The organism is Lentzea sp. CA-135723 (assembly GCF_050936595.1).
Classification (GTDB): Bacteria; Actinomycetota; Actinomycetes; order Mycobacteriales; family Pseudonocardiaceae; genus Lentzea.
The window spans coordinates 4,159,251-4,176,635 of sequence record NZ_JBNJMK010000001.1; the positions used below are offsets into that span (position 1 = coordinate 4,159,251).

18 protein-coding genes are annotated in these 17,385 nt (G+C 69.2%); 12 read left to right on the forward strand and 6 right to left on the reverse strand.

The features are described 5' to 3' along the window. The first annotated feature begins 42 nt into the window (after positions 1 to 42). The gene (locus ACQEU1_RS18475; protein WP_433202846.1) at positions 43 to 603 is read left to right on the forward strand and encodes a cupin domain-containing protein; all 561 of its coding nucleotides are present in this window, start codon (positions 43 to 45) and stop codon (positions 601 to 603) included. Positions 604 to 610: 7 nt separating this feature from the next. Beyond that, positions 611 to 880: a DUF2277 domain-containing protein gene (locus ACQEU1_RS18480; protein WP_433202849.1), complete on the forward strand. Its 270-nt coding sequence runs from the start codon at positions 611 to 613 to the stop codon at positions 878 to 880. Here the strand turns inward: ACQEU1_RS18480 and ACQEU1_RS18485 are convergent. Beyond that, a complete protein-coding gene (locus ACQEU1_RS18485; protein WP_433202852.1) occupies positions 877 to 1,092 on the reverse strand; it encodes a hypothetical protein in 216 nt (71 codons plus the stop codon). The two genes, ACQEU1_RS18480 and ACQEU1_RS18485, sit on opposite strands and share 4 nt — an antisense overlap. A gap of 328 nt (positions 1,093 to 1,420) precedes the next feature. Between ACQEU1_RS18485 and ACQEU1_RS18490 the strand changes: the two genes are divergently transcribed. Together ACQEU1_RS18490 and ACQEU1_RS18495 are read left to right on the forward strand one after the other, a co-directional pair. Then, positions 1,421 to 2,101, forward strand: coding sequence for a hypothetical protein (locus ACQEU1_RS18490; protein ID WP_433202855.1), 681 nt, complete (start codon positions 1,421 to 1,423; stop codon positions 2,099 to 2,101). A 97-nt stretch (positions 2,102 to 2,198) separates the two neighbouring features. Next, positions 2,199 to 2,660: a hypothetical protein gene (locus ACQEU1_RS18495; RefSeq protein ID WP_433202858.1), complete on the forward strand. Its 462-nt coding sequence runs from the start codon at positions 2,199 to 2,201 to the stop codon at positions 2,658 to 2,660. A gap of 100 nt (positions 2,661 to 2,760) precedes the next feature. On the opposite strand, the gene ACQEU1_RS18500 is transcribed toward ACQEU1_RS18495, so the two are convergent. Then, positions 2,761 to 3,411 carry an HNH endonuclease family protein gene (locus tag ACQEU1_RS18500; protein WP_433202861.1) on the reverse strand — a complete coding sequence of 217 codons (651 nt, stop codon included), beginning with the start codon at positions 3,409 to 3,411 and terminating at the stop codon, positions 2,761 to 2,763. A 63-nt stretch (positions 3,412 to 3,474) separates the two neighbouring features. Continuing rightward, the gene (locus ACQEU1_RS18505; protein ID WP_433202864.1) at positions 3,475 to 4,422 is read right to left on the reverse strand and encodes a methionyl-tRNA formyltransferase; all 948 of its coding nucleotides are present in this window, start codon (positions 4,420 to 4,422) and stop codon (positions 3,475 to 3,477) included. 93 nt (positions 4,423 to 4,515) lie between these two features. Here ACQEU1_RS18505 and ACQEU1_RS18510 point away from each other — a divergent pair, with 93 nt between their 5' ends. Then, a complete protein-coding gene (locus ACQEU1_RS18510) occupies positions 4,516 to 5,766 on the forward strand; it encodes a lysine N(6)-hydroxylase/L-ornithine N(5)-oxygenase family protein (protein WP_433211570.1) in 1,251 nt (416 codons plus the stop codon). Positions 5,767 to 5,776: 10 nt separating this feature from the next. After that, a complete protein-coding gene (locus ACQEU1_RS18515; protein WP_433202867.1) occupies positions 5,777 to 7,312 on the forward strand; it encodes an amidohydrolase in 1,536 nt (511 codons plus the stop codon). 36 nt (positions 7,313 to 7,348) lie between these two features. Here ACQEU1_RS18515 and ACQEU1_RS18520 read toward each other — a convergent pair whose 3' ends face one another. Beyond that, entirely contained in the window at positions 7,349 to 7,660 is a 312-nt protein-coding gene (locus ACQEU1_RS18520; RefSeq protein WP_433202870.1) for an ArsR/SmtB family transcription factor, read from the reverse strand. 38 nt (positions 7,661 to 7,698) lie between these two features. Beyond that, the gene (locus ACQEU1_RS18525) at positions 7,699 to 8,508 is read right to left on the reverse strand and encodes a hypothetical protein (protein WP_433202873.1); all 810 of its coding nucleotides are present in this window, start codon (positions 8,506 to 8,508) and stop codon (positions 7,699 to 7,701) included. Positions 8,509 to 8,659: 151 nt separating this feature from the next. Here ACQEU1_RS18525 and ACQEU1_RS18530 point away from each other — a divergent pair, with 151 nt between their 5' ends. Beyond that, positions 8,660 to 10,132, forward strand: a complete 1,473-nt coding sequence (locus ACQEU1_RS18530) for a CHAD domain-containing protein (protein ID WP_433202876.1) — start codon at positions 8,660 to 8,662, stop codon at positions 10,130 to 10,132. A 303-nt stretch (positions 10,133 to 10,435) separates the two neighbouring features. Continuing rightward, the gene (locus tag ACQEU1_RS18535) at positions 10,436 to 12,001 is read left to right on the forward strand and encodes a beta-N-acetylhexosaminidase (RefSeq protein ID WP_433202879.1); all 1,566 of its coding nucleotides are present in this window, start codon (positions 10,436 to 10,438) and stop codon (positions 11,999 to 12,001) included. Here ACQEU1_RS18535 and ACQEU1_RS18540 read toward each other — a convergent pair whose 3' ends face one another. Continuing rightward, positions 12,002 to 13,339, reverse strand: coding sequence for an aldehyde dehydrogenase family protein (locus ACQEU1_RS18540; RefSeq protein ID WP_433202882.1), 1,338 nt, complete (start codon positions 13,337 to 13,339; stop codon positions 12,002 to 12,004). It abuts the gene before it with no gap. 210 nt (positions 13,340 to 13,549) lie between these two features. Here ACQEU1_RS18540 and ACQEU1_RS18545 point away from each other — a divergent pair, with 210 nt between their 5' ends. Genes ACQEU1_RS18545 through ACQEU1_RS18560 form a run of 4 tightly spaced genes read left to right on the forward strand, consistent with a single transcriptional unit; the run spans position 13,550 to position 17,341 of the window. Beyond that, positions 13,550 to 14,905 carry a GAF domain-containing protein gene (locus tag ACQEU1_RS18545; RefSeq protein WP_433202885.1) on the forward strand — a complete coding sequence of 452 codons (1,356 nt, stop codon included), beginning with the start codon at positions 13,550 to 13,552 and terminating at the stop codon, positions 14,903 to 14,905. A gap of 57 nt (positions 14,906 to 14,962) precedes the next feature. Continuing rightward, positions 14,963 to 16,237, forward strand: a complete 1,275-nt coding sequence (locus ACQEU1_RS18550) for an FAD-dependent oxidoreductase (RefSeq protein ID WP_433202888.1) — start codon at positions 14,963 to 14,965, stop codon at positions 16,235 to 16,237. Further along, positions 16,215 to 16,757 (forward strand): DUF402 domain-containing protein, encoded by a 543-nt coding sequence (locus ACQEU1_RS18555; RefSeq protein ID WP_433202891.1) that lies wholly within the window; start codon positions 16,215 to 16,217, stop codon positions 16,755 to 16,757. Before ACQEU1_RS18550 ends, ACQEU1_RS18555 begins: the two co-directional genes overlap by 23 nt. Then, entirely contained in the window at positions 16,754 to 17,341 is a 588-nt protein-coding gene (locus ACQEU1_RS18560) for a uridine kinase (RefSeq protein ID WP_433202894.1), read from the forward strand. The genes ACQEU1_RS18555 and ACQEU1_RS18560 overlap by 4 nt, the downstream gene beginning before the upstream one ends. Positions 17,342 to 17,385: the final 44 nt, after the last annotated feature.

Below are 17,385 nucleotides of genomic sequence, written 5' to 3' on the forward strand. Positions count from 1 at the left end.
AGTGCGGTCGACAGCCCGGTTTTGGCAAAGTAAGTTGCCGTTATGGCAACAACCGTGGGGCAACGGCTCGCCGCGCTGCGGGCAGAGCACGATCTGACGCTGGCGACGTTGTCCGAGATGACGGGCATCTCGAAGTCGACGCTGTCGCGGCTCGAGACCGACCAGCGCAAGCCGACGCTGGAGCTGCTGCTGCCGTTGTCGCGGACCTACCAGGTGTCGCTGGACGACCTGGTCGGCGCGCCGGAGGTCGGTGATCCGCGGGTGGTGATGAAGCCGCGCCAGCTCGACCACGGCCGCGTCGGCATCCCGCTGACCCGCTCGATCGGGCCGCTGCAGGCGTGGAAGATGATCCTCACCGACCCCGAGCTGCACGAACCGCGCGTGCACGAGGGGTACGAGTGGTTCTACGTGCTGAGCGGGCGGATCCGGATGCGGCTCGGCGACCAGGAGATCGTGCTGCGCGCGGGCGAGGTGGCCGAGTTCGACTGCCGTCAGCCGCACAGCTTCAGCAGCGCGGACGGCAAGCCGGCCGAGATCCTCAGCCTGTTCGGCAAGCAGGGAGAACGCATCCACACCCGCGCGGCGCCGCCGAACAGGTCATAGTGGAGGCATGTGCCGAAACATCCGGGTGCTCCACAACTTCGAACCGCCGGCCACCTCCGACGAGGTGCACGCGGCGGCGTTGCAGTACGTGCGCAAGGTGGGCGGGGCCGCGAAGCCGTCCGCGGTGAACCAGGCCGCCTACGACAAGGCGGTCGAGGCCGTGGCAGCGGCTACGCGGGAACTGCTGGACGCGCTGGTGACTTCCGCGCCGCCGAAGGACCGCGAGGTCGAGGCAGCGAAGGCGAAGGCACGCGCTCAGGAGCGATACGCGCGTTAGTTGCGCACGCGGGTGTCGAGGTACATGCAGATGAGCTTGGCCGCGATGCCCGCGGAGCCGACGATGAACGCCTGGTCAGGGCCCAACGTGACGGCGATGGCCCACAGCAGCAGCGCGATCAGCACGAGGATGACGGTCACCTGCACGGCGTGGGGCCAGTGACCGACCTGCGTCAGCCACCTCTCCAGCTGCCGCGGCTGCGGAACCTCCACGTCACCCGCTCTATCGGGTGAACGCTCCGCCTTTACCGCCATCGTGCTCCCTCGCCGTGATTCCTCCTGACGAACCCCATTCTCCCGAGTTGATCTTCTACGGAGTGTTACTTCCGCCGGTCATGCGGTGAGCGTTCGGTGAGCGTCGGCGAACGGCAGACGAACGGTCATCCGCGTGATCGGTTCCCGGTCCGTCACCGTCCGTTTACCGATTGCGATCTACGTCGCAACTCTGCGTGTCACCTATTCGAGCGAATGTTCAACAATACGTAACCGTTGCTCCGTTCGGAGCAGCCCGGTTTTTGTCAGACCCCTCGGATAACGTCAGGTGAAGCTCGCGGTACGAGGGGAGAAAGCGTTGCCGGACAACAACGTCAGCGTCACCGCACTGTCGTTCACCGAGTACGTCATGAGCGGCCAGCGTGGACGCATCAACATCGTTTCCGAACAGCGGGGGATGTACCTCGCCGCCGACACCAGGGTGTGCGGGTTCTACAACCCGATCCGCGACGCCATGCGACGAGCGGTCAACTCGACCGAGCCGGAGATCGAGCTCAAGAAGGCGATCACGGGCGCCAACCGCACGGGCCAGCCGCGGGCGTTCGAGGAGATCGCCGACGGCTTCCTGCCGTGGCTGGGGGCGTTCAGGGCGACCGGCGTCCCGGTGGAGGGGGCCGCCTACCGCGCCGGCGAGCTCACGTTGAAGGTGCGGCCGCACCTGGGGCTGCGCAAGAAGGACGGCACGTCGTACGCGGTGCTCGTGCACACCAAGGAGGCGCCGCTGACGCGTGAGGCGGCGAACGTGGCGTTGCGGATCCTGCAGCACACGGTGGCGGACACGCTGCCGGGGGCGACGCCGATGGTGCTGGACGCGCGGCGGGGCAAGGCGTACCAGATGCCGGCGCGGACGAACCTGGGGAAGCTCGACGTGCTGATCGCCGCGGAGGCGATGGGGTACGTGACGCACTGGAAGCTGTCCGGCCTGTTCGAGTCCGTTCAGGTCGGGTAGGGGGCCGGCCTCGGGGGAGGCCGGGTACGAGAGGAAGAAGCCGACGCGGCCCGTCTGGGGGGTCGGGCCGTGCCGTCGGCACACCGGAGGGGATCTCTTGTCGAGGAACGCGGACCTCGTGGCGTTGCTGGGCCGGGTCGCGCGGCGCGAACCCGAGCTGTCCTGGGACGACGCCGAGGAGCACGTGGGGTTCGCGTTCCCCGGCGACTTCAAGGACCTGCTCGGGACGTTCGGCACCGGCGTCTTCGACCACGTCGTCGAGGTGGTCTCGCCCGTCGAGGACGAGGAGTCGCTCGACGTCTTCTTCAGCGACGTCTACGAGTCGCGCGAGTTCGACGGGCTCGTGCAGTGGGGCAAAGCCGGGCGGTGCACCCTGTTCTGGCGCACCGGCGGAGAGCCCGACCAGTGGACGATCACCTGGTGCGACGCGGAGTTCTCCGAGTGGGAGAGCTACGACGGGCCGGCGACCGCGTTCCTGTTCGACCTGCTCACCGGGAAGATCCGCAGCCGCCTGATCGACTTCACGCCGACCCGGAATCCCGGTTTCTGGCCTGACTAGGTGCTGTCCTGCAAGTTCATCAGGTGAGAGGCGCGGGCGAGAGACCCGGAGGCGGTGCCCTCGTCCGCCACTGTCGCCCGATGAACTTGCAGGACAGCGCCTAGCAGGCTTTGAGCATCGTGGCGAGGGCGTCGTGCTCGGCCTGGTCGGCGGTGAGCTGGTAGGTGATCTTCACCTGGATCCAGTGCTGGGCGTAGGTGCACCAGTAGGCCTCGACCGGCGGCTTCCACTTGGCCGGGTCCTGGTCGCCCTTGCTGCGGTTGGTCTTCGCGGTCACGGCGAGGAGCTGGATGCCGCCGAGGTCGTTGGCGAACGCCTTGCGGTCGTCGTCGGTCCACTTGTCCGCGCCGGACCGCCAGGCTTCCGCCAGCGGGACGGTGTGGTCGATGTCGACCTCGCCGCCGTCCTTGATCACGACGTTGTCGTACGGGCTGGTCCAGGTTCCGGACGTGGCCTTGCAGTCCTTGTCCGTCTTGACGTCGGCGCCCTGCTTCTGCAGCACGATCTCCCTGGTGTCGCAGGAGTTCCCCTGCGAGGCCCAGTGCGGGAAGCGGTCGCGGCTGTAGCCCGCCATCTTGCTCTCCGGCGCGATCTTCAGTGCGCCGAGGTCGGACGAACCGCCGGGCGTCGCGCTGGTGGACGGGGGCCTGTTGGGCGAATTCTCCTGCGATGACTGGAGATTCGTGAGGTACCAGCCCGCTGCCAGCAGCAGCACGAAGACCACCAGTGACGTCACCGCCGCGCGATTCATGCGGCAATGATCGACCATGCGGATCACGGGCTGGTCACCCGGCCCGTGATCCGCGTGTCGGAGTTACGGGCGCGAGGTGAGGTAGCCGCCCATGTGCCTGAAGTACTCGTGGGCCTTCAGCTCGGTGCCGTCGGCGGTGCGAACCTTCTTGACCAGCAACGCCTTGCTCTGGCCGCGCCGCGCGTCGGCACCGGCGACGATCGTCACGCCGTCGCCCTCGCGGTAGAAGATCCGGCCGGGAGTGCCGCCGTAGACCTCGGAGGAGACGTCCGCCTCGATGATCTCCAGCCGCTGGCCGCGGTGGAAGCAGAACGCGCTGGGGTACGGCGCGCACTGGGCGCGCACCAGGCGGTCGAGCTCCTCGGCGGTCCAGGTGAAGTCGATGCGCAGGTCCTCTTCGGCGCGCTTGTGGAAGAACGAGGCCTGCGAACGGTCCTGCTTGGTGAAGTCCGTGCGGCCGGACGCGATCTCGGCGAGGCCGTCGACCGTGATCGGGCCGAAGAGCTCCAGCGTCTTCTCGAACAGCACGGCCGTGGTGTCGCGCGGGCCTACCGGAACCGACCGCTGCAGCACGATGTCGCCGGCGTCGAGCGTGTCGTCCATCATGTGCGCCGTCACGCCGACCTCCTTCTCGTCGTTGAGCAGCGCCCAGATCAACGGCGAGAAGCCCGCGTACTTCGGCAGCAGCGAGTCGTGCACGTTCAACGTGCCGTGCTTCGGCAGTGCGAAGACCTGCGGCGGGATCCACGTGCGCCAGTTGCAGGCGACGATCACGTCCGGCTCGGCGGCCTTCAGCGCGTCGAGCAGCTCCTGGTCCTCGGGGCGTTCGCGGACGATCACGTCGACGCCGTTCTCGCGGGCGAGGTCCTCGACCGAATCGCTCCAGACCTTCTCGTACGCGCCCTCACCCCTGGGGTGCGTCACCACCAGGACGACCTCGTGCTCGGACGCCAAAAGTGCCTGCAGGGTGCGATGACCCCAGGTCTGGAACCCGAACATGACGACCCTCATGGGGGTGTCCTCCTCTACTCCGGTGCGATACGGTCAGGCTAACCTAACTGACGGCTTGCGCAGATAGCTTAGGCTTCCCTAAGTTAGGTGCTCATGCATCCGATCTACGACATCGTCGGCATCGGGTTCGGTCCTTCGAACCTGGCGCTCGCCATCGCTCTGACCGAGCACAACGAGCAGGCCGAAACCCCTGTCACCGCGGTGTTCCTGGAACGCCAACAGGCGTTCGGCTGGCATCGGGGCATGCTCCTGGACGACGCCACCATGCAGGTGTCGTTCCTCAAGGACCTGGTCACCATGCGGAACCCGACCAGCCGCTTCTCGTTCCTGTGCTACCTCCGGGACCGCGACCGGCTGATCGACTTCGTCAACCACAAGAACCTGTTCCCGCTGCGCGTCGAGTTCCACGACTACTTCGAGTGGGCCGCCGCGCAGGTCGACGACGTGGTCGCGTACGGCGTCGAAGCCGTTGGCGTGGAAGCGATCCAGGACGACCTGTTCGAGGTGACGACGGCCACGGGTGACGTGTACCACGCCCGCAACGTCGTCTTCGCCACCGGACTGCGCCCGGCCGTGCCCGAGGGAATCGCGCTGTCGGACCGCGTGTGGCACAACAGCGAGTTCCTGCACCGCGTCGGCGGGCTCACTGACCCGAAGCGCTGCGTCGTCGTGGGTGCGGGTCAGAGCGCCGCCGAGGCCGTGGCGTACCTGCACCGTGAATACCCCGGCGCCGAGGTGTGCTCGGTGTTCTCCCGGTACGGCTACTCCCCTGCCGACGACAGCTCGTTCGCGAACCGGATCTTCGACCCCGAGGCCGTCGACCACTACTACGACGCACCGGACGCCGTGAAGCAGCGGTTGATGGACTACCACCGCAACACCAACTACTCGGTGGTCGACGTCGACCTGATCGCGCAGCTCTACCGCACCGCGTACCAGGAGAAGGTGCTCGGCACCGAGCGCCTGAAGATGATGAAGATGACCCGGCTCGTCGCCGTCGAGGAGTCGGCGGACGGCGCCCGCGCGGTGATCCAGTCGCTCGTCACCGGCGAGCAGGAGTTCGTGGACACCGACCTCGTGCTGCTCGCCACCGGCTATGACGAGGCCACGCCCGTGCTCGGCGCACTCGAAGACACGTGCGCACGGGACGAGGCCGGCCGTCTGATCGTGGGCCGCGACTACCGCGTGCAGACGACGTTGCGCGGCGGCATCTACCTCCAGGGCGGCACCGAGCACTCGCACGGCATCACGTCGTCGTTGCTGTCCAACGTCGCCGTGCGGTCCGGAGAGATCCTTGCGTCCGTGCTGACGAACACGCCCGTGCCGGTCCTCGCGCGCGCATGACAATCAACGGGTGAGACTCGACCTGAAGCTGACGGGCTGCCGGGCCATCACGATGGACCCGGCACGTCCCGTCGCGCACACGATCGGCATCTGGCAGGGCCGGATCGCCGGACTCGACTCCGACGTCGCCGACCTGCCCGCGGCCGAGACCGCCGACCTGGGCGGTGCCGTGGTGCTGCCCGGTTTCATCGACGCCCACACGCACCTGGCGTGGAACGGGCGCCGCACCACCGACATCACCGGCCTGGCCGCGGTCGAACAGGTCCTCGACCGGCTCGCCGGCGTCACCGGCACGGGCTGGATCGAGGCGTCCGGCTACGACCGGCGGATCATGGACCGCCCGCTCACCGCGCTCGACCTCGACCGGATCAGCGGCGACCGGCCCGTCTACGTCGCCGACCTCTCCGGCCACGCGTGCGTGGTGAACTCCGTTGTGCTGCAACGGCTTCCGGGGATCGTCAGCGACGGGTGGCTGACGGAGAACGAGCAGCTGGCCGCCCGCACGTTGCGACTCCCCTACTCGCTCGACGAGATCACCGCGGAGCTGCACACGAGCGCACAGCAGGTGCTCTCCGAGGGCGTCACCATGTGCGCGGAAGCAGGCATCGGCGCGGGTCTGATCGCGAGCAGCCCGCTCGAAGCCGCCGCCTACCAACGCGCGCGGCTGCCGATCCGCGTGCAGCTCATGGTGTCCGCGCACGTCCTGCACGACGTCACCGCCGACCCTGCCGACGGAGTCCCCCGCGCGATCGACCTCGGCCTGCACACCGGTTTCGGCGACGACATGCTGTCGTTGGGCGCCATGAAGCTGTGGACCGACGGCGGCATGATGGCGCGCACGGCCGCGTTGTCCGAGCCCTACGCCGGCACCAGCAACGCCGGCCAGCTGGCCGAGCCGGAGGAGCTCATGCGGGCGGCGATCATCGACGCCCACCACGCCGGGTGGCAGCTCGCGGTCCACGCGATCGGCGACAGGGCCGTCGACTTCACCTTGGACGCGGTCCAAGAAGCCCAGCGCCAACGGCCGCGCACCGACGCGCGCCATCGCATCGAGCACTGCGGCCTGGTGCGTCCCGAGCAGCTCGGGCGGATCGCGTCGCTGGGCATGATCCCGGTGGTCCAGCCCGCGTTCCTGTGGGCGTACGGCGACGACTACAGCGAGATCATGGGCGCGGAGCGGGCGCCGTGGATGTACCGCGGGCGGGCGTTCCTCGACCACGGCATCACGGTCGCGGGCAGCTCGGACCGGCCGGTCGCGGACGGGGCGCCGTTGCGCGCCATCGACTTCATGGTGCGCCGCCGCTCCTCGGGTGGGCGCGCGGTCGGCCAGGACGAGGCGATCACCGTCGAGGAGGCGATCCGCGCGTACACGCTCGGCAGCGCCTACGCGTGCCGCAAGGAGCACGTGCTGGGCAGCCTCACGCCGGGCAAGCTCGCGGACCTCGTGGTGCTCGGCGACGACCCGCGCACCAGCGAGGCGATCGCGGAGATCCCCGTGCTCGCGACGATGGTGGGTGGCGCGTTCGCGTTCCGGCGGCCGTCGTGACCGGCCTTCTTGGACCCGCTCCAACGGCCGTCGTGATCAGCTCTCCGCGGCCTTCTTGATCGCGGCCAGCCGCGCGTCCCACTGCGAGGCGAGCGAGGCCATCCAGGTGGCGGTGGCGTCGAGCGCGCCGGACCGGACGGAGAAGTTGTTCTCCCGCCCGGCGCGCGCGGACGCCACCAGCTCCGCCTTCTCCAGCACGCCCAGGTGCTTCACGATCGCCTGACGGCTGACCGGCAGCTCGGCCGCGAGCGCGGACGCCGACGCGGCCCCCTTCGCCGCCACGAGATCGAGGATGCGGCGGCGCATGGGGTCGGCGAGTGCGGCCAAGACGTCATCGACCTGACTCACGCGCACACCCTTCTGCAACCCGACGGTTGCAGAACAGGTTACTGGAGATGGAACGTCGCGGCCAACGTGGTGAGCCGGTCGGTGATGTCGGCGTGGACGTTCGTGCGGCGCACCCAGTTCTCGCTGCCCGACGAGGCGGACGGCGGGGCGCCGAGCGGCGACACCGCGTCCGTGACGCCGTACTCCAGCCGGTACGCGAGCACGGCGATCGCGGACTCCAGCCAGAACGACGGGTCCGGCGTCGGGATCTCGCCCAGGCCGACCCGGAACCACACGGGCATGCGCGCGTACTGGCCGAGCGCCTCGGAGATGCGGTGCGCGGCGGCGTCCTTGATCTCGCCGCGGGCCTTGCCCCCGGCGAGCACGGCCTCGGTGCGCCACTCCTCGCCGGCGGCGTCCTCGTCGGCCTCCAGCCGTTCGGCGGCCCGCTGCGCGCTCGCCTCGTTGGCGTTGATCAGCCACTCCATCTGCCGCACCTCGTGCGACAGCGCGTCCCGTTCGAACCGCGGCACCCGCCCACCGTCCAGCTTGGACTTGGCGTCGTCGCGGCGGGCTTTGAGCCCGTCGAACTCCAGCACTTCCTGCTTCAGCTCCACGCGGGCGGGGTCGGCGAGGATCTCCTGCTCCGCGTCCCACGCCTTGCGCAACGCCTCGACCAGCGGTTCGACGGCCCCGCTGACGGCGTCGAGGTCGGCCAGCGGCCCGTCGCCCGCGCCCGACAACCGCCGTTCCAGCACGGTCAGGCGGGCCGTGACGCGCTCGAGCTCGGCCGTGAGCTGACCGACGTGGCTGATCAACGTGGCGACCTGCGGCTCGACCACGTCGAGCCGTTCCTTCTCCGTGGGCACACGACCAGCGAACCGGACACTGAGCGGAGGCAAAAGCGGGTAGCCGTGGAATGCACGCATTAGGGACCACGATCCGCCCAGCCGTGGCAGGCGTTCCTCACAGACCGTCACAACACGGGTGAACTGCGACAAAACGAGGTATTAATAGGAGATGGCGACCTCCGTTACTGAGACCGAACGCAAGTACGAGGCACCATCGGACGCGAGTCTGCCGGACCTCACCGAGATCACCGGCGTGGCGACCGGACCGGAGGAGTTCGACCTCGAAGCCACGTACTTCGACACCGGCGACTACCGGCTGGCCCGCGCCGGCGTCACGCTGCGCAGGCGCGTGGGCGGCAGCGACGAGGGCTGGCACCTCAAGCTCCCCGCGGGCGAGGACTCGCGCCAGGAGCTCCGCGTCCCCCTGGGCCGCGGGACGAAGAAGCCCCCGAAGGACCTCTCCTCGCTGGTCCGCGCCCACACCCGCGGCGACACCCTGTCCCCCGTGGCGGAGATCCGCACGAACCGCCGCCGCTGGCAGCTGACCAACGGCGACGGCGAGATGCTCGCCGAGGTCGTCGACGACGTCGTGACCGCCCAGACCATGGGCTCCTCCACCACGACCACCTCGTGGCGCGAGATCGAGGTGGAGCTGGGCGAGAGCGGCGACCGCGACCTGCTCGACACCGTCGAACGCCACCTGGGCGACGCGGGCATCCACCCGTCGTCCTCGAAGTCCAAGCTCTCCCAGGTGATCGGCGTCAAGCGCGACGCCGGCCCCACGATCGGCAAGAAGTCCACGGCGGGCGAAGTGGTCCTCGCCTACCTCTACGAACAACGCGCCGCCCTGCAGAACCAGGACCCGCGCGTCCGCCGCAACGAGGACGACGCCGTCCACCAGATGCGCGTGGCCACCCGCCGCATGCGCTCGGCTCTGCAGGCGTTCGGCAAGATCGTGGACCGCGAACAGACCCGCACCCTGACCGACGAGCTCAAGTGGCTCGCCTCCGTCCTCGGCACCTCGCGCGACCTGGAGGTGCTCCGGATGCGCTTCACCGACGGCCTGCACGCCCTGCCGCCGGAACTGGTCCTGGGCGACGTGGCCGCCCGCGTCACCCGCCACTTCGCCCCGCTGGAAGCCAAGGCGCACAAGGACTCCGTGGCGGCGCTGGACAGCGAGCGCTACTTCGCGCTGCTGAACTCCATCGACACGCTGCTGGGCACCCCGCCCCTCACCTCCGCCGCCTCGGGCAAGGCCCGCGACGTGCTGCCCCGTCTCGTCGAAAAGGCGCGGCGGCGGCTGGACGACCGGGTGGAGGAGGCGCTCGCCACGTCCGACTCCGACGAACCGCTGCACGAGGCCCGCAAGGCGGCCAAGCGACTCCGGTACTCGGCCGAGGTGGCGGAACCGGCGCTGGGCAAGCACGCCAAGGCGCTGCGGAAGCGGGCGAAGGACGTGCAGACGCTGCTGGGCGACCACCAGGACTCGGTGGTGGCGCGGCCGGTTCTGCTGGAGCTGGGGCGCGGGGACGAGAACGGGTTCACCTTCGGCCTGCTGTACGGGCAGGAGGTGGAGCTGGCGCACAAGACGGAGGCGGCGCTCCCGGCCCTGTGGCAGAAGCTGAGCAAGGAACACCTCTGACGGCCTGAGGGCAGGCTCGCGCAGGGGTCCCCTCGGGTTTCGAATCCCCCGCGACCCAACCTAGCGATGGGGTCTGACAGTCCGAGCGATGCCGAGACTCTTGGCCTTTGCTTTTCGCTTTGAGCCAAGAGGGCCCGGCGGTGGGTCCTATCACTCGTGATGGGACCCACCGCCAACGCAACAAACCCACCTACGGACCCGAACGCGCCCCCGAAATTGGTCTGAACCTTGACACCCCACCGCCCCCGCTGAAACGGTGGCTGAACGCCGCCCAGCCCCTTCGCACCCAGGAGGACGGACGGCGTGACCACAAAACTCAAGGCAGCGCTGACGGCGCTGTTGATCGCCGGATCAGGAGTGCTGGTGACCGAAACAGCAGCGGCGGCCCCCGCCACCACCCTGCAGGAACTGGTCCCCCAACCGGCCCAGGTCCAACCCCGCCCCGACATCACCTTCACCCTCACGGCGGCAGCCAGGATCCAGCTCTCCACCCAGGAGGCGAAGCAGCCGGCCGAGCTGCTGGCGAGCATCCTCCGCCCCAGCACGGGCTTCGAGCTCCCGATCACCAACGACGTCCAGGGCGAGGGCATCGTCCTCACCGCGGGCGCGGACCCGAAGACTGGCCCCGAGGGCTACCAGCTGGACGTGACCCCGAAGCAGGTGGTCGTCCGGGCGAACAGCACGGCAGGCCACTTCAACGCCGTGCAGACGCTCCGCCAGCTCCTCCCCGCCAAGGTCGAGGCGAAGACGAGGCAACAGGGTCCCTGGCCGATCCCGGGCGCGACGATCGTCGACCACCCGCGGTACCACCACCGTGGCGCGATGCTGGACGTGTCGCGGCACTTCTTCACCACGGACCAGGTGAAGCGGTACATCGACCAGATCGCCGCGTTCAAGATCAACTACTTCCACCTGCACCTCAGCGACGACCAGGGGTGGCGGCTGGAGATCAAGAGCTGGCCCGAGCTCACGAAGATCGGCGGCAGCACCGAGGTCGGTGGCAGGACCGGCAAGCTGTTCTACACGCAGGAGCAGTACAAGGACCTCGTCCAGTACGCGGCGGCGCGTGGGATCACCACGATTCCCGAGTTCGACATGCCCGGTCACACCAACGCGGCGCAGGCGAGTTACGCGGAGCTCAACTGCGACGGCAAGAAGCGGCCGCTGTACACCGGGACCGAGGTCGGCTTCAGCTCCCTCTGCATCAACAAGGACATCACGTACAAGTTCGTCGAGGACGTGATCAAAGAAGTAGCGGCCATCACGCCCGGGCCGTACTTCCACATCGGCGGGGACGAGGCGTTGTCGACGCCGGACGCGGACTACCAGACGTTCATGGACCGGGTCCTGCCGCTGGTGAAGAAGTACGGCAAGACGACGGTCGGGTGGCACGAGTTCGTCAAGACGACCAAGGACACGCAGACGATCCCGCAGTTCTGGGGGACGACGACCACCGACGCCAACGTGGCCGCGGCGGCCAAGCGCGGCAACAAGGTGCTGATGTCGCCGGCGAACCGGGTCTACCTCGACATGAAGTACGACAAGAACACCAAGCTCGGGCTGGACTGGGCCGGGCTGGTCGAGGTCAGGGACTCCTACGGCTGGAACCCCGGCGCCTACCTCAAGGGCGTGGCGGAGCAGAACGTCCGGGGCGTCGAGGCTCCACTGTGGACCGAGACCATCAGGACGTCGGCCGACATCGAGTACATGGCCTTCCCCCGGCTCCCGGTGGCCGCCGAGCTGGGCTGGGCCCAGGCGTCGACGCACGACTGGGAGCGGTTCGCACCGCGGCTCGGTGCGCAGGCGCCGCGGTGGAAGGTGCAGGGCATCGGCTTCTACGCGAGCCCGCAGGTGCCCTGGAAGAAGTGACTAGAAGTAGCCCTGGCCGCGGTCGGAGTAGCTGACGACCAGGTGCTTGACGCGGCGGTACTCGGCGAGCACGGCGGTGTTCGCCGGGTAGGCGTAGTAGTTGTTGACCCACACCCGCTCGGCGCGCAGGTCCTGGCCGACGTTGTGCGCCAGCACGAGGTCGCGGCACCAGATGCCGGCGCCGAGCTGGGCCGTGGCCTCGTTGGCGATCTTCACGGCGTCGTCGCGGTCGTCGAAGCGGGTGACCGAGACGACCGGGCCGAGGACGTCGTCGGCGAACACGGCGGAGCGGTGGTCGCCCTCGAAGATCGTCGGCTGGACGTAGTGGCCGGAGGCCTCGCCGCCGACGACCAGGCGCGCGCCCTCGGCCTTGCCCCGTTCGACGTACGCAAGAACTCGATCGCGCTGCGCAAGACTCACGACAGCGCCGACCATCGTGTCCGTGTCGAGCGGGCCGCCGAGGCGCAACGACTGCGTGCGCACGGTCGCGAGGTGCAGGAACTCCTCGTAGACGGCGGTCTGGATCAACGCCCTGGACGGCGCCGTGGGGATCTCGCCCTGGTTGGCCGCGAACATCGCGAAACCTTCCAGCGCCTTGTCCAGGAAGTTGTCGCGCTGCGCCAGCACGTCGGAGAAGAAGATGTTCGGACACCGCCCGGCCACCACGGGGTGGTCCGCTGAGCCGGTGACGACGTTGACGACACCCGGCGGCAGCAGGTCGGCGATCACGCCCAGCAGGACGTGGATCGACGCCGGGGTCTGGAGGGCGGGCTCCAGCACCACGGTGTTGCCTGCGGCCAGCGCGGGAGCGAGCACGCGGCAGGCGTTCATCAGCGGGAACGCCCACGAGATCCGCTCGTGCACCACGCCGAGCGGCTGGAACGAGCGGTAGTCGACGGCCTTGCGGCCCAGCTGCTCGATCTCGCCGTTCTCGGTGCGGATGATCGCGGCGTACTGCCGGAACAGCTCGATCAGCATCGGCAGGTCAGCGACCAGGGCCTCGCGGACCGGCTTGCCGTTGTCCCAGGTCTCGGCGACGGCGAGCTCGGTCGAGTGCTCCTCGATGCGGTCCGCGATCTCGCACAGCACGGTGGCGCGCTCGCGGGGCGTGGTGTTGCCCCACGCGCGCGCGGCGCCGGTGGCCGCGTTCAGCGCGCGGGCGCGGTCGGCATCGGTGCCGCGGGCGACCTCGGTGAACACCTCGCCGGTGACCGGCGTGACGTTCTCGGCGTACTCGCCGCTCACGGGCGCCACGTAGTCGCCGCCGATGAAGTGGTCGTACCTCGCCCGGTACGCGACCACGCTCCCGGGCTGCCCCGGTGCCGCGTACTGCGTCATGTCGACTCCTCGCCGGAATTCCTTGCCAAAAAGGTGCCCACCGGCTGACCGGGGTGGGAGAAATGAGAAAGTAGGCAGCAGAACGTTGCATGCTCGTTGCAACCCGTGGATGGATCAGTGACCCACGAACCCGGGCAACACGCACTGTTGCTGAGTCGCGTCAGAGATGCCGTGTTGAGTGGTACTCGCACGGCCAGTTCGCCACGCTCAGTGATTTCCGCGTCGTGGCAACGGTCACTCGCCGCCAACGTCGACCCCGACCTGCACACGGCCCCGACGGTCTTCGCCGCGGACGAACTCTCCGACCTGCGCGAACGGCACCCGCTGCACCCGACGCTGCCGCTGCTCCGGGAAACCTTGCTGGGCTTCGCCGAAGAGGCCGGGCACATCATGATCATCGCGGACGCCCAGGGCCACATCCTGTGGTGCGAGGGCTCCAAGGACACCCGCGGCAGCGCCGAGGACGTCGGTCTCGCGGAGGGAACGCTCTGGTCAGAGCGTGCGGCGGGCACCAACGGCATGGGCACCGCGCTCGCCACCAACGCCCCCGTCACGGTCCACTCGGCCGAGCACCTCGTGCGGACCTACCACCACTGGACGTGTGCGGCGAGCCCCATCCGCGACCCCGACACGGGCTCCACGATCGGGGTCGTCGACCTCAGCGGCCCGATCGAGACGGTGCATCCCTCGATGGTGGCGCTGGTCTCGGCGTCGGCGCGGCTCGCCGAGTCGGAGATGCTCGTCCGGATGCACGCCCAGGACGAGGAGCTGCGGGCGCGCAACATGCGGCACCTCATCGCGTTGCGCGGCGAACCGGGCGCGCTGCTCAGCCCCACCGGCCGCGTCGTCGCCGTCGAGCCGTACGGCCTGCTGCCGCCGCGCGTGGACGTGTCGAGAGACCGCGTCGAGCTGCCGGACGGCCGCGAGGCGCTGCTCGAGCCCCTGGCCAACGGCTACCTGCTGCGCATCCCGAGGCAGCGGCACGTCCGCCGCCGGATGCTGTCGCTGTCGTTCCTGCTGCAGGAACCCAAGGTCGTGCTGGACGGCCGCGAGGTGCCGATCTCGTTGCGGCACGCGGAGATCCTCTGCGCGCTCACGCTCCAGGGCAGGCTGACGGCGGACCAGCTCGCGCTGCACCTCTACGGCGAGCGCGGCAACCCGACGACGGTGCGCGCCGAGCTGCACCGGTTGCGCGCCCAGCTCGGCACCGACGTCCTCGCGACCAGGCCGTACCGGCTCACCGCCGACGTCGAGACGGACTTCCTCGGCGTCCGCACTGCCCTGCAGAACGGCAACGTGCCGCTCGCCACCAGCCGGTACCGCGGCTCGCTGCTGCGCCGCTCCGAGGCCCCCGTGGTGCTGGCCGAGCGGGACGACCTCGCGACCGGCGTGCGCAAGGCGGCCCTGCAACGCGGCGACGCGAACGCTCTGTGGACGTTCACCCAGACCGACTCCGGCGAACACGACGTCGAGGCACTGGAACAGCTGGTCAGGCTGCTGCCACCGGACGACGTCCGGCTCGCCCTCGCGACCGCCCGGCTGCGGAGGCTCAGTCAGGACGATTGACAAGAGTCTCTCCAACTGAATATCTTCCTCACTAAGAGACTTAGTGAGGGGGTTGTCATGCGCGTACTCATCATCGGAGCGGGGACCGGGGGCCTGTGCCTGGCGCACGGGCTGAAGAAGGCCGGCGTGGACGTGGCGCTGTTCGAACGCGACCGCACGCCGCGCAGCATGCTGATCGGCTACCGGGTCGGGATCAGCCCGGACGGCAGCAAGGCGTTGCACAGCTGCCTGCCGCCGGAGGTGTTCGCGGAGTTCGTCCGCACCACGGCCAGGCCGCCGAAGCACATCGTCATGCGGACGGAGAAGTACAAGGAGCTGCTGGTCGGCGACATCGCGACGGACCTCGACGACAGCCGCAGCGAGAAGTCCGTCAGCCGGATCGCGATGCGCACGGCGTTGCTGAACGGCCTGGACGACGTCGTCCGGTTCGACAAGACGTTCACGCACTACACGCAGAACGACGACGGCACGGTCACCGCGTTCTTCGGCGACGGCACGTCCGAGACCGGTGACGTGCTGGTCGGCGCGGACGGCGCGCAGTCCAAGGTGCGCCGCCAGCGCCTGCCGCACGCCGGGGTCGTCGACACCGGCATCACGTCGATCGCCGGCAAGCTGCCGCTGACCGACGAGCACGTCAAGCTGCTGCCCCCGCTGGCCGACGGCGGCATCACGCTGCTGTTCGGGCCGCACGGCGAGTTCGTGATCGTGCACGTGATGCGCTTCGACGGCACGGGCGTCGAGGACGACTACATCATGTGGGGCTACGCGGCCTCGCACGACAAGTTCCCGGACCTGAAGGACCTGAGCCAGGCCGAGCTCAAGCAGGTCGTGCTCAACCTGACCCCGAAGTTCCACCCGGACCTGCGCGAGCTCTTCGCCCGCGCCACGCCGGAGACCGTGTTCCAGATCAGGGTGCGCACGTCCGAGCGCCTCAAGCCGTGGGAGCCCAGCACCGTCACGATGATCGGCGACTCGGTGCACCTGATGACCCCTGGTCGCGGCATCGGCGCGAACACGGCGTTGCGCGACGCGGAGTTGTTGTGCCGCAAGCTCGTCGAGGCACACCAGGGCCGTGACGCCGTGCAGGCCATCGGCGAGTACGAGCGCGAGATGGTCGAGTACGGGTTCCACGCCGTGGAGGCGTCGCGCGAGATGATGGACGGCCGCAGCGTGGTCCACAAGCCCGTGATCGGACGGGTCGCGGCGGCGTTCCAGCGGACGTTCCTGCGCGTGACGAACGCCGTCCCGCCGCTCAAGCGGAAGATGCTGGCCGAGGACGCGGCGGAGCGTGATCACGTAAGTTCTCCGCATGAGGTCGTTCACGCCGGGTGAGATCGTGGTGCGGCGTGAGGTGCTGCACGGCAAGGTGTGGTCGGAGATGCCCACCAGGGTGATCGTCGACGAGCCGGGGCTGCTCGCGGTGTTCGTGGAGCCGGGCGCCCGGCTCACCTACCCCGACCACCACCACCCGCACCCGTGGGACAAACCGGAGCGCGGTTTCTGGCGCGGTCACGGCAAGCTCATGCTGCACCGCCCGCGGGACGCCTACTCGGTCGACCTGTTCTGGAAGGGCGACGACCGGGTGTTCGGCAACTACTACCTGAACCTCCAGGCGCCCTACCGCCGCGTCGAGGACGGCTTCGAGACCCTCGACCACGCGCTCGACTACACCCTCGCGCCCGACGGCACGTGGGAGCAGCGCGACCTCGACGAGTTCGAGGAGCAGGTCGCGGCCGGCAAGTACTCGGCGCGGGAGGCCGAGGAGATCAGGGCCGAGGGGCTCAAGATCGAGAAGATGCTGGCGTCGGGCGAGATCTGGTGGGACACGGCCTGGGCGGACTGGAAGCCTTGAAAGTACGCCCGCTGACGTTCGACTCGCTCGTCACCGAGATCGTCTCGCGGATCGGCACGATCGACGGCCGGGCGCGCGTGCTGATCGACGGCGCACCGGCCGCCGACCCGGGCAGGCTCGCGGACGCCGTCGTGGAACCGTTGCGCGCCTTGGGCCGCGCTGTCCAGCGGGTGTCCGTTCAGGACTTCCTGCGCCCGGCGTCGGTGCGGCTGGAACACGGCCGCACCGACCCGTACTCCTACCGGCACGGCTGGTTCGACTACGCCGGTCTGCGCCGCGAGGTGCTCGACCCGGCGATGGACGGCAAGGTGCTGCCGGCGCTGTGGAACGCGGTCACCGATCGCGCCAGCCGCGCCGAGTACGTCGACGTGCCGGAGAACGGCGTGGTCCTCGTCGACGGCACCCTGCTGCTCGACCGCGGGCTGCCCGCCGAGCTGACCGTCCACCTCTGGCTCTCCCCCGGCGCGCTCAAGCGCAAGACCGCCGAGGAGTGGACGCTGCCCGCGTTCGACGACTACGACCCCGCCGCCGACCTCTTCGTGCGCTACGACCACCCGGAACGACCCGGTCTGGTCGAGTCGTGAACCGACCCTCCTCCCGCGGACATAGGCGGAGCAGAGAGGAGGGT